Below are 15,165 nucleotides of genomic sequence, written 5' to 3' on the forward strand. Positions count from 1 at the left end.
CACGCCAGCTTGGGTTGTCCTGTCTGGTTCCAGCAGATGCCAAATGTACTCAGCGAAAGGCGAGGCAGCCATGCCTGAACCGGATCGTATCATTCGCCTTAGGACCGTTCTCGCGCGGACCGGTCTGTCCCGCTCAACCCTCTATCGCAAGATTGCCGAAGGCACGTTCCCGGCTCAGATCAAGATCAGCGTCAACGGGGCGGGATGGAGGGAATCCGATGTCAATCGGTGGATCGCTGACCCAGTTTTGTGGTGCGCCAGGTCGGACAGAACAATAGCGACTAAGGGCAATCGATCGGCGGGTACATAGCTGCCATCAGCATAGGTTCACCTTTGTCAAATCCGGTGGCCGATAAGGGACCGATGAACGAACCCGCTGCTCGTGAGGTCGGGAGCGGTTGAGGTAGGGATCAAGAACCGGTCGTTGCGCCCGCGTTGAGCGGGTTCGGCAGCGGCAGAGCATCACGGGCTTCTTCATCAAGGAGCCCGACCATGACCTATCCTGTTCTCGATGCACAATCAGTCCGCTGCGTCAGCGGCTGATCGACAAGATGAACACGCGGCGTTCTCGAGGGAGACCCGAGCTGGCTCGTAGCGACCTTGGTTGTCCGAACACAGCTAATACTCGCTGAAGATCTGGCGAGCGACCTCCGACGTGGTGCAGGCCACCGAAGGGTTTCGGCTTCGAACTCCCCACTGCTAGGCCCCAATCAAAGAGAATATGTCACCCATTGGGCGGCGATCATCACATTCACAATTTCTAAAAATGTTTCTCAATGCGTAACACATATTGCGCGCGGCCGATGGCCTGTGCTATCGGGGCTTGTCGCTAACGCGACTCAACAGGCCAACCCAGGAGGTTCTGATGGCCAAGACCACGTTGAACGTTACGGTCGTCTATCCGGCTGCTGGGCGGCCGTTCCACGACCACGATGCCAGCGCAACGGAGACGCTCTTGTCGCTCTGGAACCGCGTGCTCGCTGCATTCGGGCTTAAGGAAGGCGAGGAGAACGGAAACCAGGTTACTTACCCGCTGTTCAAAGGTAAGGACCGCCTGACGGACATGTCGGTCACGCTCGGCGCCATCGCCGGCAACGCCGGCGCCCTGTCGCTGCAGCTCAGCCAGCAGATCGTCCAGGGCTAATGTCCGAGCTCGCCAAACTCGCGCTCGACGAAGATTTCGAGGAAGCCGTCAAGGCGGCAGACTCGAATCGGTGGAGCCTCGCAAGGAAGGGTGACCTGGAAGTTTGGGTCACCCTTTCACCAGAAGGCCATTCCACCGAGACATTCACTGCGCGACTGTTCTGGCTGAACTATCCCGGCGATCTTCCGCCGTCGGTGCGGTTTGTAGAACCCGAGACCGGCCGATTGGGCGTGCCGACCGCATGGCCGACTGGTCCAGGGTTTCGCCCGCCCAACGACATCTGCGCGAACTGGTGCAGCGAGGGCTACGACACGCACCCGGAGTGGCGAACCGACAGCGCTATCCGCTTGAAGATTCGGGGTAACGCGCTGCTGATGATCGTGCGCCTCCTGAAGCAGGAACTTGACGTCAATTTCACCGGGAGGCATCGCCCATGATGACGGCACCTATTGTTTGGCGACTACCCAAGGCCGCCATGACCGCGTCAATCAGCGAGATGGCACCGGACGGGGCCCGTGGTTGCGAGGGAGTTGCGCTTTGGCTGGGCCGCCGGTTTGCCGGCATCGTGACCGTCACACATGTCGTGGCGTTGCGGGGGCCGGGCATCACCAAACGCCCTGATCACCTGTCCATATCCCCCGAGCTGCTGAACGAGGTCACGATGCTTGCCATTCGCGCAGGTGTCTATCTGGTCGGGCAGATTCACTCGCACCCAAGCGCTTGGGTGGACTTGTCGGAGGCGGACAAGCGCTACGGAATTCGCGTGCCTGGCTACCTCTCGGTGGTTGCTCCGGATTTTGCCCGTCGCCCGAACACCACGCTGGCGGAGTGCGGAGTGCATATTTTCGACCGCGGCGCCTGGCGCCGCCTCGGCGCTATCGAACGGATGTGTCGTGTGGTCGCCGGAGCTGGAGGCGTTTCCGTCGAGCAGGTGGGAGTCATGCGATGATTGGTGATCTTCACCGCAGTCGTATCAATGCTACCGTCCGCGGTCTTTCGGGGATTTCGGCGCCGCCCGATAGGTTTACCGATCAGCGCGTTCTTCTGACCGGTACGCCTGAAGTTCTTGCCTCTCGCAACGGTGCCGAGATGATGCGGTCGGCCGTGCTGCTTCTGATGCGCATGACTACAGACCTGACGGTGGCCATCCCCGGCGGTTTCGATGAGCTCGCGGAAGGTCTGGCCAAGACCGCGCGGGGCCAGGCGTGGGAGCGCGCGCCGGCATTCGCAACCATGCCACTGGCCGAAGAGGGCTACGCGGCAATCCTGTCGGTCGGAGGCGAAGCGTCAGCCGCGTTGCCGTTGACGGTCATCACAAGCAACGGGTGGCTCGCTCGAGTGAGTTCTGGCTCCATGGCCATCTCGCAGCGCTGCAACCAGTGGAATCCAGTTGGGGCGGTTGCTGCGGCCTCGCTTGGAGCGGGCGAGGTCTTCAAGCGGCTGCTGCGCCTGAAGCCCGAACACGGGCAGCTCCTCGATGGTATCAGTTTCTCGCTTTGGGACTACGGGTTGAGCAATGATCCCGGCCCTCACCTGCCGACCGAGATGGAGACAGACCTTCTCGTCGCCGGCGCTGGCGCCATTGGAAACGGTGTCGTTCATCTGCTCTCGCAGTTGCCGTTGAAGGGACGGCGACGGGTCCTGGACGTCCAAACGTACGGAGATGAGAACTGGGGCACCTGCCTGCGGCTGACGCCGACCGCTGCGGCGGCCCGCGACGAGAAGGCCACCTACCTGGCGACGATCTGGGGCAAAGGGGTGGAGCCGGTTGTCGGGAGGATCGAAGACGCCGAGGCGGACGCGAACTGGCGGGCGCCAAAGGTCGTCCTCAGCGGGTTTGACAATGTCGAGGCCCGGTACGCGGTCCAGGATCTGTGGCCGGACCTCGTGATCGATGGCGCAATTGGGCCCAGGCTCGAGTGCCAGGTCAGCGCTCATCCATGGAGCGGTGAGATCGCCTGTCTTCGCTGCATCTTCGAATTGGAGCATGGGGAGCCGGCCGAGAATGTGCAACGGAGGCTCACCGGCCTCTCGGTCGCGGCACTTCGGCAGGCGAGCCGAGCTCTGTCTCGACAGGACGTCGCAGACGCCGAGCCCGAAAAGCGGAATTGGCTGATCGGCCAGATCGGCAAGCCGATTTGCTCGGTGTTCGAGGCAGCCCGGCAGTTTGCCGGTGGCGATGTAGCGGCGGACTTTCGGCCATCGGTGCCTTTTGTCGCGACCATGAGCGCCAGCATGATGGTCACCGAGCTGGTTCGTTACCTCACGACCGGCAATGTCGGGGTCGAGCCGCGCTTCTTCTTCAGTGTTCTCTGGGGACCGCAACAGGGCGCCCATTACCCTGAGGACCGTCACGACGACTGCCAATGCAGCATGCGCGCCCACCTCATTGAGCGGGTCAGGGCAGGAAGGTGGTATTAAACCCGGCGGCAGACTTGTTGTTTGCCGCTCGCTGGTGTTTCCTAAAAGGAAACGATTCGGCGCGGTTTGGGCGGCGCAACTGTGGAGATCTCATTCTCTGATGCCCGATTGTGCACCATCTTCAACAGCATCGATCGCCTCGGCGAGCGGTACGGGAAGGAGGTTGCTCAGTCGATTGCGGTGCGAATGGCGGTGCTGGCCGGCGCCCCTGCGCTGTCGCATGTCCCCCGAAAGCCTCCCATCGGCCTCAAGGTGGACGGACGATCTTTCACCGTCGATCTGCGCAACAACTATCGTCTCCGTTTTGAGCCAGCTACTCCAACAGTCCGTCGAAAGCTCGAAGCAGCGGACGTCACTGGCATCACCATCCTGGGAGTTGAACCTTGAAGCACCCGTCTTCGTTGCGTCGCCATGTCTGACATTAGGTATGGCTACCAGCCCAACTACGCTGCCCCGCCAGGGTCACTGATTGAAGAGCAACTGAGCGGCCTCGATATTTCGGCTCGAGAACTTGCCCGTCGTTGTGGCCGTTCGCCGAAACTCATCGCGGAGATCATCTCCGGGAAGGCTCCGATCGAACCCGAAACAGCACTTCAACTCGAACGTGTGCTGGAAACTTCGGCCGCGATCTGGTTGGGGATGGAGGCCAACTATCGCCTATTCCTCGCTCGATCGAAGGAAGAAGTAAGTCTGGCAAAGCACATCAACTGGGCCAAGCAGTTCCCACTGGCCGAACTTTCGAAGCGAGGCCTGCTTTCGCTGGAGAAAGAATCTGCTGCTCAGGTGCGTGAGCTGCTACGGTTCTTCGGTTGCGGAAGCGTGGAGGCGTGCCAGGAACGCTTCGACGAACTTAGCGCCGTCGCCTACCGGCACTCCCCTTCCTTCGAAAGCGCAGAGGCATCGCTGCTGGCGTGGCTTCGTATCGGTGACCTGAGAGCCGAACAGATTGAAGCGGCGGACTTTGACAGGACTGCCTTTCTAGCAGCGCTCAAGGAGATCCGAGGACTCACAACCGAATCAATCGAAGTCTTTCTTCCTGAAGTGAAGCGACTCTGTGCATCGGCCGGCGTCGTATTCGTTCTTGAGCGCTCGTTGTCAAAGGTAGCCTTGAGCGGCGTCTCTCGTTGGTTGTCCCCGCGCCGAGCGTTGATTCAGCAGACGGCGCGCCATCTCTCGAACGACCATTTCTGGTTCACGTTCTTTCATGAGTGCGCTCATTTGCTTCTCCATAGTCGGAAGTCGATTTTTCTTGACGGGAAGGGACTTTCGAATGTTGCCGCGGAGCTGGAGGCGGAGGCAGACGACTGGGCATCTGAGTTCCTCGTTCCCGCTCTAGCGCTAACGCGATTTATAACAAGGTTCACCTACGACGAGGACGAAGTAGTGGAGTTTGCTGCTCGTCAAGGCATCGATCCAGGCATCGTTGTCGGACAACTTCAATACCGCAAGGTCTTGAGCTTCTCTCAGATGAACCACTTGAAGCAACGTTACGAGTGGGCGAAGTAGGTTCGGTTGGCGCAAAACGACCTATGGCCTCTTGGCGCAGGTGTTCCAATTCCGCCAGCTACTCTTATGTCCGCTTCAGGTCGGCGGCAATGTTAGGTACAACGATCGAGATGAGGCGCAAAGCCGCCGCTCGCTCGGTGCGGCGCGGTTTGAGACGCGCTCGCGCTCCTAATCTAAATGACCGCTCTTCGATTTACGAATGAGTGCTTCCGGCTCCATTCCGAACGCGTCGGTGATGCGTCCGGGAACCGTCACACTGGCCGAAAATGTCAAGCTCACTAACGCTCTTCGATTTGTCCTCGGTCAGGGTCGCCGCAATCTGACGCCGGGATGATTGCCGTTCGTGAATTCCACACCCTCTGCCTCAAGAACGGCACGGATTTTGTCCTGGGTTTCAGCAGATACCGCCGCGACGCGCTCGCTGTCGCTCTCACAGCGTTTTACAGTAGGAATAGAAACGCTAGCGCGCTTGGCAAGCGCCGATTGTGATATGCCGATCAAGGCTCGGGCTGCGCGCATTTGTGCTGCTGTCACCAATTTCTGTTTGATCCCTTTAGATCATTGCGCTATGATCCAAAGGTATCAGTGGATACCCTTGGCCTGTTGTCGGGGGTGCGGCTAGACGCAGTGTTGACGCACCATGCCTAGCCTGACCACGCCAAAGCTGTCTGGAGCTCGGATCATGGCTGATTCCGACAATACCACGACTTTGCCTTTCGTCATCGGTCGGCAAGGGGATAAGCAGAACGTTCCCGAACGGCAAGCTATTGACCCGGCTTCAGGCCTCTGGAGCGAGTGGCAAAAAGCTCGATATACCTCGTTGCTATTGTGTCGGGTGCAGCAGCGTTTGGAGGGACGAATGATGGCCAATACCGGAATTCCGGTATTGACCTCAGGCGAATCCGCGTCTTGGCGGATGTCGGTGACCGCGTCGGAGGCGAGCGCCGAATATGCGGTGGCTCGCGAGGCGGAGGTGTTTGCCATGACCGAGGCACTCAAGTTTCAAGATGCTATCCCCAGTGTTGCTTCTCTGTCGCTCGCTGGGATCATCGCGAAGCTGGACATGATTGTTGGCGCCGACCGGGACATCGGCGATCCGACGGATTTCCCATGGCCGCACATTGCGTCCGTACTGCGCGACCTCAAGGCACTTGCGGGCGATCTGCCAGCCTATCGACCGGACCGCACCGCTACCCGTGCTGACGTGGAGAGATATTGGAACAAAGCCATCAAGCTCGTGACGGCGCTTTCGGAGGATTCCCAGCGGAATGCGCCTGTCTTGTGACCTTCTAGCAGCCGCCGTAGGCGCGGGCTCGCAGCCACGGAGCACCTCTGTCGTAAGGAATGATGCGAATCGGAGCAGGTTGGAAAGTTCGGCGACGCCCTGCGACGAGCTTCGTGACATACGCACCGGCGAAATCACGTCGCGATCTAGCCTCGTTAAGTTGACCCCTGTCCGATTTCTACGCTGCGGCGTGCCAATTGCACGATTGATGGGACGCGTCTCTTTGCTCGTCGCTGGTCGTCGCGATGCTAGCTTTCGTGAAGCCGGCACCAGACACAGGCAATGGTTCTTCCCTCATCGAAACCGCCGCTGCGGTAGCGCCGGAAGAGCTTCGCAAAGCCATGCTTGAGTTCGTCGAAGCGCTCGCCGTCGCTGATGCTAGGCGCGATCATCTCAGTGCTATCGACCCTTCGATTGACCGAAGCGCCGCGATTGATTCACGTCATGCCCAGAAGGCTCCCAGGATATGATACGAGCCGCTATCTACGCTCGTTTCTCGACGGAGCTCCAAAACGAAAAGTCCACCGAAGACCAAATTGCTCTTTGCCGCGCTTATGCAGCTCGCAACGGTCTAAACGTCGTTGCCGTCTATGAGGACAAGGCGCGCTCAGGAGCGTCGCTATTGGGTCGCGACGGGCTCCTGACCTTGATGAAGGCGGCAGGCCAAAAAACCTTTGATACCATAGTCGTGGAAGCGCTTGACCGTCTGTCGCGCGATATGGCGGATCTCTCGGGTCTTCACAAACGGCTCTCCTTTCTCGGTATCGAAATCCAAGCTGTTCACGATGGCATCGCCGATGCTGTCCTCATTGGTATTCGTGGGCTGGTCGGCCAAATGCAGAGGGAGGATGGCGCCAAGAAGGTGCGAAGGGGCATGGCTGGCGTTGTCCGTGATGGACGTCACGCCGGAGGCCGGGCCTATGGCTATCGACCTATCTTGGGTCGCCCTGGCGAACTTGAAGTCGTCGAACGGGAGGCGGAAGTTGTCCGGCGCATTTTTGACGCCTACTCTGCCGGTCGAACCCCACGAGACCTAGCTGGCGACCTCAATCGCGATGGGATAGCGCCGCCGCGAGGGACACGCTGGAACGGCTCCACCATCAACGGAAATGCCCAACGAGGGGTGGGTCTGCTCTTTAACGAACTCTACGTTGGTCGGATCATTTGGAACAAGGTCCGAATGGTGAAGAACCCCGATACTGGCAAGCGCGTCTCAAGGCCAAATCCGAAGGACCAGTGGCAGATGAAGGAGGTTCCGCATCTTCGCATTGTCGACGACGACGTTTGGCAAAAGGCACAGGCACTCAAAGTGGCTCGGGTGAACGCATCCTCTAGTTTCAAGCGTCGCCCGGCGCACCTCTTGTCCGGTCTACTTCGTTGCGGAATCTGCGCATCCGGCATGTCGGTTCACGATCGTGACAAGACGGGCAAAACGCGTGTCAGGTGCTCCGCCGTTCGTGAAAGCGGGAGCTGCTCCAATCGGCGCATTATTTACCTGCCCGAGATCGAGAGGGCAGTCCTCGATAGCATGCGCGAGCAGCTGAGAGCGCCGGACCTGATCGAGGCATACATCCGCAAATATAACCAAGAGCGCCGAGAATTGGCGGCACGGGCGAACTCGATGCGCTCAGCGCTAGAAGGCAAGCGCGATCGGGTAAAAGGCGAACTTCAGCGCACGATCGACCTTGTGATCAGGGGCGTGATTGCTGAAGAGGATGCCAAGCAGCGGATCGCAGAACTCAAGACACAGCTTTCTCTGATTGAGGGGCAATTCGATCGTCTCGATGAGCCACCATCAACCGTGGCTCTCCACCCGGCCACCTTGCAGCGGTATGTCAAAACCGTCGATGATCTTTCAACCGCGTTGGCCGACCACGCGACTGCTCCAGATGATCGTGGCCCGCTCATCCGAAATTTTCGGCAGCTTGTTCACAGCGTTACGTTGCACCCGAAACCTGCACGCGAAGGCTTCGAGATCGAGGTCAAGGGCAAGCTTGCCGCCCTTATTGGCGGAGCAGCGTTCCCTTCCGCGCGGCACGCCTCATTAGGCGGCCGTTTCGGTGCGGCCGTCGGAAACGATAGTGGGTGTGAAGTGGTAGCGGGAGAGGGACTTGAACCCCCGACCCCAGGATTATGATTCCCGTGCTCTAACCAACTGAGCTACCCCGCCAGGGTGGCAAATGGCCCGGAAAACCGTCCTGGATGGACGGGCGTCGCGAGGCGTTCGCCAAGGTCGCGCGGATATAAGGTTGGGAGGGTGAGCCTGTCAAGCTTGGATGAGGCCGACATGCCGGCATAATCCAGCCCGCATATTCTCGTCCCAGAAAAGCTTTGCCGGACAGCCACTCAGGGCATGTCCCGGGGTTGAGTTCGGCGGGGCACGTCGCTATGTCTCGGCCATGAAATTCTAGAGTTTGAACGAATGAAGCCGCGCATCGCCGTCCTCGGTTGCGGATACTGGGGCAGCAACCATATCCGCACCCTCAAGGCGCTTGGCGCGCTCTATGCCGTTTCCGACGTCAACCGCGCTCGTGCCGAAGGTTTCGCCAGCGAGCAGGATTGCCTGGCGATCGAGCCGGACAAACTGTTCGAGCGCAACGACATCGACGCCATCGTCATGGCGCTGCCGCCGCAATACCATGCCGATACCGCGGTGCGCGCCGTCGAAAGCGGCAAGGACGTGCTGGTGGAAAAGCCGATCGCGCTGACCGTCGCCGATGCCGAGCGCGCGGTGAAGGCGGCAAAGGACAATGGCCGCGTTTTCATGGTCGGCCATGTGCTGCGCTTCCATCCAGCCTTCGAGACGCTGAAGGGCCTGATCGACAATGGCGAGCTCGGCGACGTGCGCTATATCCATTCGCACCGGCTCGGCCTCGGCAAGTTCCACACCGAGAACGACGCGCTCTGGGACCTTGCGCCGCATGACCTGTCGATGATCCTGGCCATCACCGGCACCGAGCCGATCGAGGTGAGGGGCGAGGGAGCGGCGCTGCTCGACAATCTCAGCGACTTCGCGCATTTGCATATGCGCTTCCCGAACGGCCTGCGCAGCCATCTCTTCGCCTCGCGCCTCAATCCCTATCGCGAGCGGCGGCTAACGGTCGTCGGCACCAAGGCGATGGCGGTGTTCGACGACGTCGAGCCCTGGGAGCGCAAGCTTGCCGTTTACCGCCACGCGGTCTGGCAGGACAGCGGCCAATGGGCGTTCACGGCCAACGAGCCTTCCTACGTGCCGGTCGGCGAGGGCATGCCGCTGACGCGCGAGCTTGCCCATTTCATGCAATGCATCGAGACACGCGCCGAGCCGCGCACCGACGGCGAGGAAGCGATCCGGGTGCTGCGCATCCTGACTGCAGGTACGGTGATCCATATGGGCTCGCCCGCCTGAGCCGTCCTGAAGCGGCAATAAGGCTCAAAGTTGGGTCGCCTTGAAAGTCGGCTGACCCAAAGCCGGGATTTTATTCGGCGGGAATCTGCGCCGGTCTGGCGGCTAGCCTGGACAGCATGGCCTCGGCCTCGGCGCCGCGCTCGGAACGCTCGATGAAACCGCCGCCGAACACCCGCGCCTCGTTGCCGTCATCGGAATAGAGCACGCAGGCCTGTCCGGGCGCGATGCCGGACTCGCCGTCGGCCAGCTCGACCGAAGTCACCCCATTGCGATGATGCAGCACGGCCGGACGCGGCGGCCTGGTCGAGCGGACTTTTGCGAAGAGCTCTATACCGCCGGCCGGAATATCCGATAGCGGCCCGTCGCCCATCCAGTTGATGGCGCGCAGATAGATCTTGTGCGTCTCCAGCGCCTCGCGCGGGCCGACGATGACGCGCGCCCGGTCGGCATCCAGATGGACGACATAGAGCGGCTCGCCGGAGGCGATGCCGATGCCGCGGCGCTGGCCGATCGTGTAGCGCAGGATGCCTTCGTGGCGGCCGAGCACGCGGCCGTCGATATGGACGATGTCACCTGGATTGGCGGCGGCCGGCTTCAGCTTGGCGATGATGTCGGAATATTTGCCCTGCGGCACGAAGCAGATGTCCTGGCTGTCCTGCTTGGCGGCGACGGTCAGCCCCATCTCCTCGGCGATGGCGCGCACCTGCGGCTTCGACAGGCCGCCGAGCGGGAAGCGCAGGTAATCGATCTGCGCCTGCGTGGTGGCGAACAGGAAATAGCTCTGGTCGCGGTCGGCGTCGACCGGCCGGTAGAGCGCGCGATGCACGCCATTGGCGCGCGAGCGGATATAGTGGCCGGTGGCCAAGGCATCGGCGCCGAGGTCCTGCGCGGTCGCGAGCAGATCGGCGAACTTCACCGTCTGATTGCACGATACGCAGGGGATCGGCGTCTCGCCGGCGACGTAGCTCTCGGCAAAGGGATCGATGACCGCCTTGCGGAAGCGCTCTTCATAGTCGAGGACATAATGCGGGATGCCAAGCGTCTCGGAAACGCGGCGGGCATCGTCTATGTCCTGGCCTGCGCAGCATGAGCCGGCGCGATGTGTGGCCGCGCCATGATCGTAGAGCTGCAGCGTCACGCCGACGACGTCATAGCCTTCGCGCTTCAGGATGCCCGCGACCACAGAGGAATCGACACCGCCCGACATCGCGACGACGACGCGGGTTTCTTCGGGGCGGCGAGGGAGATCGAGGCTGTTCATGGTGCTTTCACTGTGCGGCGCTCAAATGCCAATGGCCGGAATATAGGTCAAGCGCCCCGTCTACGCCAGCTTGCGGCGCGGGACGAGATTACCGGCAATTTCAGGGTCCGGAGGCCGGTGTTTCAAATTCTAAACGATATCCTAACCGGGCGTTCACGATCCTTACCTAGTGATTAGGGTTCGCTTAGGCAATTTTTAAAGCTGTGGCGGTACTGTGGCGGGGATTGGGTCTTTGAGTTTTTAGTAGAGAGTACGATGACCGATCTGGTTAGACCTAGAGTCAAGTATGTTATTGGGCCCGACGGCAGCCCTCTTACGATCGCCGATCTGCCCCCGACGAACACGCGGCGCTGGGTTATCCGGCGCAAGGCGGAAGTGGTCGCAGCCGTGCGCGGCGGCCTGCTTAGCCTTGAAGAAGCCTGCCAGCGCTACAAGCTCACCACCGAAGAATTTCTCTCCTGGCAGGCATCGATCGACGAATATGGCCTTGCCGGGCTGCGCACAACCCGCATCCAGCAATATCGGCACTAGGCTGGACAGATATAAAACGAAAAGGGCGCGGTGCTCCGCGCCCTTTTCGCTTCTGTAAAACCTCAGACCGTCAGCACAATCTTGCCGATCGGCCGCGTGGCCAGAAAGGCATGGGCTGCTCCCGCCTGTTCGAGCGGGAAGGTCTTCGCCACATGGGGCGAGAGCTTGCCTGCATCCACCAGCCTGGCAAGTTCGACCAGGCCATCGCGGTCGGGCACCACGGACATGCGCTCGACGCGGATACCGCGCGCGCTGGCCTTCGCCCGGGTGGCATCGTGAACGTTGAGCAGCGAGACCAGAACGCCGCCGTCACGCAAGACTTCCAGCGATTGGTCGGCATGGTCGCCGCCGATCGGATCCAGCACCAGATCGACATTGCCGGCCTTCCTCGTGAAATCTTCCCTGGTGTAGTCGATCACCTCGTCGGCGCCGATCGCGCGGACGAAATCCGTTTTGTCCGGGCTCGCGGTGGTGATGACGTAGGCGCCGCGCGCCTTGGCGATCTGTACCGCCAGATGGCCGACGCCACCGGCGCCGGCATGAATCAGCGCGCGTTGCCCCGCCTGCAGGCCGCCATGGCGGACGAGGCCTTGCCAAGCCGTCAGCCCAGCCAAAGGCAGCGCGGCGGCGCGCGCATGGTCGATGGCGGCAGGTTTGGCGGTAATCTCGTCCACCGGCGCCGTTGCAAGCTCGGCATAGGCACCGGCCTGTTTGGGGAAGTGGGGCATGCCGAACACGTCGTCGCCGACTTTGAACTCGTGCACGCCGGCGCCGAGCGCCGCGACGGTCCCTGAAATGTCCCAGCCCAGTGTGAATGGCGGCTCGCCGAGCAGCGGGTAGAAACCGCCGCGCACGGCGCCATCAACTGGATTGATACCCGCCGCCTTGACGCGGACGAGCACTTCACCGGGTTTGGGCGAGGGGCCGGGCTGCTCGGCGACGAAAAGGACGTCGGGTCCGCCGACGGCATTCTGGATAACGGCACGCATGGAAGCCTCCTGCTCGATTGGTGCGCCGCTATCATTTGGATAGTGATATTCTGTTGTCTAGTATGTACCTTTTCTATATATAGGCACCTCATGGATAGTGAAGACGGCTCCCCACTCGGCTACGACGCGTTCCGGCGCACCTGCCCGTCGCATACCGTGCTCGAGATGTTGGCCAGCAAATGGGTTTATCTTACCGTCTGCGCATTGCGGCGCGGCCGGCTGCGCAATGGCGAGCTGGCGCGCAAGATGGAAGGCATTACGCCCAAAATGCTGACGCAGACTCTGCGCGTGCTGGAACGCGACGGTCTTGTACGGCGTGAGGTGTTTCCCGTCATTCCGCCGCGCGTGGAGTATGAGCTTACGGAGCTTGGCCAGAACCTAGCGGGGCTGCTCAGCCAAATCCGATCCTGGGCCGAAGAGCATACGCCGGAAATCAAGGAAGCCCGCGGCCGGGCATCGGCTGATCATGATGAGATGGCCGCTGCGTCCTGAAGCAGGCGGCGAGGCCGATTCGACCGGTTGGCGGTGCTGAAGCCGCGTGCCGGCATGCCTCCGGCTCCACATGTCTCCCGCAAGGACTGCAAACATGCCGGCGATCAGCCGATCATGGCGCTGCGGCCGCCTATTTCGGCGTCGCGGATCTTGGTGTCGCGCGATTCCAGCATCTCCGCCTTGGAAAGCTCCGCTTCAGCTTCGCCGAGTAATGATTCGGCGGTGCTTCGCTGCTGGGCGAGGTCGCTTTGTGAATTTCTAAGGTTGTCACGGCGAAGGCGGGCCGCTTTGGCGAAGGTCGGATAGGCGAAATGGTTGATGTCGGTGATGCCGGCTTTTTTCTCCTCGGCGATGATCTGCGCTTCCAGCTCGACGGCCATGCGTTCGAACTCGGCGATCATCATGTCCAGCTGCAAGAGCTGCCGCCGCTTCTCATTCACCTGAAATTGCTTCAGCCGAACGAGGTTTTCACGTGACTTCATGACTCGATACTCCGCAAACGCACACCCTGCAATACCGTCCAGTCCGCCCGGAACGACCCAAGCGCTGCCCGTTTCCCCCGGCTTTCCCTGGGCTATAGGAAACAAAGCCCTAAAGATTTTTGCCGGCGGTAACCATTCGTTTACGGGCATTGTTAATCATACGGGCGAGGACTTAAGGCCGGGTAAAAATTCCGGCTCTCGGCGAAAGCCCGGGCCAGCGAGTCCCTGGAGTCACTTAGGCTGACTTTTTGATGTGGTGCATTAACGGTTTGCGTCTGTGATTCATTATTAGATTCAAGTGGGTGTAGAAAGGGGTTAAAAAATCTGGTATCGTGGACGACACGAAATTAGGATTTGTTAACCAGTCGGTGGCACCTTCTGTTCAGGCAATCACTGCTCCGGGTCCCGGACGGGTCGCGGCACGGCCCGGCAGCAGAAAAGGGGAATGAAATGCGTGTTCTGCTGATTGAAGATGACAGTGCAACCGCACAGAGCATCGAATTGATGCTGAAATCGGAGAGCTTCAACGTCTATACGACCGATCTCGGCGAAGAAGGTGTCGACCTCGGCAAGCTCTACGATTATGACATCATCCTTCTGGATCTCAATCTCCCCGACATGTCGGGTTATGAAGTCCTGCGCACGCTGCGCCTCTCCAAGGTCAAGACGCCGATCCTGATCCTGTCCGGCATGGCCGGCATCGAGGACAAGGTGCGCGGCCTCGGCTTCGGCGCCGACGATTATATGACCAAGCCCTTCCACAAGGACGAACTGGTGGCGCGCATCCATGCCATCGTGCGCCGCTCCAAGGGTCACGCCCAGTCGGTCATCACCACGGGCGACCTGGTGGTCAATCTCGACGCCAAGACGGTCGAGGTCGGCGGTCAGCGCGTGCACCTGACCGGCAAGGAATATCAGATGCTGGAGCTGCTCTCGCTGCGCAAGGGCACCACGCTCACCAAGGAAATGTTCCTCAACCATCTCTATGGCGGTATGGACGAGCCGGAGCTGAAGATCATCGACGTCTTCATCTGCAAGCTGCGCAAGAAGCTGGACGCGGCGTCCGGCGGCCAGAACTACATCGAGACGGTGTGGGGCCGCGGCTATGTGCTGCGCGAACCGGAAGATATCCGCGTCAGCGCCTGAGCGATCACAGTGCCTTAAGACAAAAACCCGGCTCAGGCCGGGTTTTTGTTTGGAGCCGGTCCCTGCGAATCAGGCGGCGATCTTCAGGAAACGGAAGCTTTCGAGCAGTTGCGCACGGTTGAAGGGCTTCAGCAGATAGCCCTGAGCGCCGGCTCGCTTGGCGCGCATGATCGCCGCGGCATCGACCTCGATCAGCGAGACCAGGATCTGCGGCTTGATGGGAGCTTCGATGGCGCGGATGCGGCGAATGAGGTCCACGGCCTGTACGTCGGCCAGCCCGCCGTCGATGACGATGACATCCGGCATGTCGTCGGCGCAGATTTCGGTAGCCTCGACCCCGGTCGACGCCTCGACGACAATCATGTCCGAGCCGCCAAGAATACGTTTTGCGACCTTCCTGATGACGCTCGAATCGTCGACGAACAGGCAGCGCTTCATGTCCGGATCCTCTTTGCCATCTGCCGAACCGGCAGCCTCCGGGTAACAGGGCAGCACTATAGGCCAATCTGGTAAAGAAGCC

18 protein-coding genes and 1 tRNA gene are annotated in these 15,165 nt (G+C 60.7%); 13 read left to right on the forward strand and 6 right to left on the reverse strand.

Annotated elements, in window-relative coordinates:
- Positions 1-70: 70 nt before the first annotated feature.
- The 8 genes from EN862_RS03260 to EN862_RS03300 all read left to right on the forward strand — a co-directional run bounded on the left by EN862_RS03260 (position 71) and on the right by EN862_RS03300 (position 6,356).
- Entirely contained in the window at positions 71-310 is a 240-nt protein-coding gene (locus EN862_RS03260) for an AlpA family transcriptional regulator (RefSeq protein ID WP_127864421.1), read from the forward strand.
- 555 nt (positions 311-865) lie between these two features.
- Positions 866-1,144, forward strand: coding sequence for a hypothetical protein (locus tag EN862_RS03265; RefSeq protein ID WP_127864422.1), 279 nt, complete (start codon positions 866-868; stop codon positions 1,142-1,144).
- Complete coding sequence (locus EN862_RS03270; protein WP_127864423.1) at positions 1,144-1,581, forward strand: hypothetical protein; 438 nt, start codon at positions 1,144-1,146, stop codon at positions 1,579-1,581. Before EN862_RS03265 ends, EN862_RS03270 begins: the two co-directional genes overlap by 1 nt.
- Entirely contained in the window at positions 1,578-2,093 is a 516-nt protein-coding gene (locus tag EN862_RS03275; RefSeq protein WP_127864424.1) for a Mov34/MPN/PAD-1 family protein, read from the forward strand. The genes EN862_RS03270 and EN862_RS03275 overlap by 4 nt, the downstream gene beginning before the upstream one ends.
- Entirely contained in the window at positions 2,090-3,565 is a 1,476-nt protein-coding gene (locus EN862_RS03280) for a ThiF family adenylyltransferase (RefSeq protein ID WP_127864425.1), read from the forward strand. The genes EN862_RS03275 and EN862_RS03280 overlap by 4 nt, the downstream gene beginning before the upstream one ends.
- Before the next feature lie 81 nt (positions 3,566-3,646).
- Positions 3,647-3,952: a hypothetical protein gene (locus EN862_RS03285; protein ID WP_128192805.1), complete on the forward strand. Its 306-nt coding sequence runs from the start codon at positions 3,647-3,649 to the stop codon at positions 3,950-3,952.
- Between the two features lie 24 nt (positions 3,953-3,976).
- Complete coding sequence (locus tag EN862_RS03290) at positions 3,977-5,071, forward strand: HigA family addiction module antitoxin (RefSeq protein WP_127864427.1); 1,095 nt, start codon at positions 3,977-3,979, stop codon at positions 5,069-5,071.
- A 682-nt stretch (positions 5,072-5,753) separates the two neighbouring features.
- Complete coding sequence (locus EN862_RS03300; protein WP_245519491.1) at positions 5,754-6,356, forward strand: hypothetical protein; 603 nt, start codon at positions 5,754-5,756, stop codon at positions 6,354-6,356.
- A 248-nt stretch (positions 6,357-6,604) separates the two neighbouring features.
- On the opposite strand, the gene EN862_RS36025 is transcribed toward EN862_RS03300, so the two are convergent.
- Positions 6,605-6,748 carry a hypothetical protein gene (locus EN862_RS36025; protein WP_189400965.1) on the reverse strand — a complete coding sequence of 48 codons (144 nt, stop codon included), beginning with the start codon at positions 6,746-6,748 and terminating at the stop codon, positions 6,605-6,607.
- Between the two features lie 74 nt (positions 6,749-6,822).
- Between EN862_RS36025 and EN862_RS03305 the strand changes: the two genes are divergently transcribed.
- On the forward strand, positions 6,823-8,493 hold the full coding sequence (locus EN862_RS03305; RefSeq protein ID WP_127864836.1) for a recombinase family protein: 1,671 nt from the start codon (positions 6,823-6,825) through the stop codon (positions 8,491-8,493).
- On the opposite strand, the gene EN862_RS03310 is transcribed toward EN862_RS03305, so the two are convergent.
- Positions 8,450-8,526 (reverse strand) — tRNA-Met (locus tag EN862_RS03310). The two genes, EN862_RS03305 and EN862_RS03310, sit on opposite strands and share 44 nt — an antisense overlap.
- A 252-nt stretch (positions 8,527-8,778) precedes the next feature.
- Here EN862_RS03310 and EN862_RS03315 point away from each other — a divergent pair.
- On the forward strand, positions 8,779-9,744 hold the full coding sequence (locus EN862_RS03315) for a Gfo/Idh/MocA family oxidoreductase (RefSeq protein WP_127864428.1): 966 nt from the start codon (positions 8,779-8,781) through the stop codon (positions 9,742-9,744).
- A 70-nt stretch (positions 9,745-9,814) separates the two neighbouring features.
- On the opposite strand, the gene mnmA is transcribed toward EN862_RS03315, so the two are convergent.
- Complete coding sequence (gene mnmA, locus EN862_RS03320; protein ID WP_127864429.1) at positions 9,815-11,005, reverse strand: tRNA 2-thiouridine(34) synthase MnmA; 1,191 nt, start codon at positions 11,003-11,005, stop codon at positions 9,815-9,817.
- 255 nt (positions 11,006-11,260) lie between these two features.
- On the opposite strand from mnmA, the gene EN862_RS03325 reads away from it, so the two are divergent.
- The gene (locus EN862_RS03325; protein WP_006203587.1) at positions 11,261-11,536 is read left to right on the forward strand and encodes a DUF1153 domain-containing protein; all 276 of its coding nucleotides are present in this window, start codon (positions 11,261-11,263) and stop codon (positions 11,534-11,536) included.
- Between the two features lie 62 nt (positions 11,537-11,598).
- Here the strand turns inward: EN862_RS03325 and EN862_RS03330 are convergent, their stop codons facing one another.
- Positions 11,599-12,525, reverse strand: coding sequence for an NADP-dependent oxidoreductase (locus EN862_RS03330; RefSeq protein WP_127864430.1), 927 nt, complete (start codon positions 12,523-12,525; stop codon positions 11,599-11,601).
- Between the two features lie 90 nt (positions 12,526-12,615).
- Here EN862_RS03330 and EN862_RS03335 point away from each other — a divergent pair, with 90 nt between their 5' ends.
- Entirely contained in the window at positions 12,616-13,017 is a 402-nt protein-coding gene (locus EN862_RS03335) for a helix-turn-helix domain-containing protein (RefSeq protein ID WP_127864431.1), read from the forward strand.
- 104 nt (positions 13,018-13,121) lie between these two features.
- On the opposite strand, the gene EN862_RS03340 is transcribed toward EN862_RS03335, so the two are convergent.
- The gene (locus EN862_RS03340; protein ID WP_126064596.1) at positions 13,122-13,499 is read right to left on the reverse strand and encodes a flagellar export protein FliJ; all 378 of its coding nucleotides are present in this window, start codon (positions 13,497-13,499) and stop codon (positions 13,122-13,124) included.
- Between the two features lie 450 nt (positions 13,500-13,949).
- On the opposite strand from EN862_RS03340, the gene ctrA reads away from it, so the two are divergent.
- Complete coding sequence (ctrA, locus tag EN862_RS03345; RefSeq protein ID WP_006203583.1) at positions 13,950-14,645, forward strand: cell cycle two-component system response regulator CtrA; 696 nt, start codon at positions 13,950-13,952, stop codon at positions 14,643-14,645.
- 69 nt (positions 14,646-14,714) lie between these two features.
- On the opposite strand, the gene EN862_RS03350 is transcribed toward ctrA, so the two are convergent.
- A complete protein-coding gene (locus EN862_RS03350; RefSeq protein WP_127864432.1) occupies positions 14,715-15,083 on the reverse strand; it encodes a response regulator in 369 nt (122 codons plus the stop codon).
- Positions 15,084-15,165 lie beyond the last annotated feature (82 nt).

The organism is Mesorhizobium sp. M2E.F.Ca.ET.219.01.1.1 (assembly GCF_004016445.2).
Classification (GTDB): Bacteria; Pseudomonadota; Alphaproteobacteria; order Rhizobiales; family Rhizobiaceae; genus Mesorhizobium.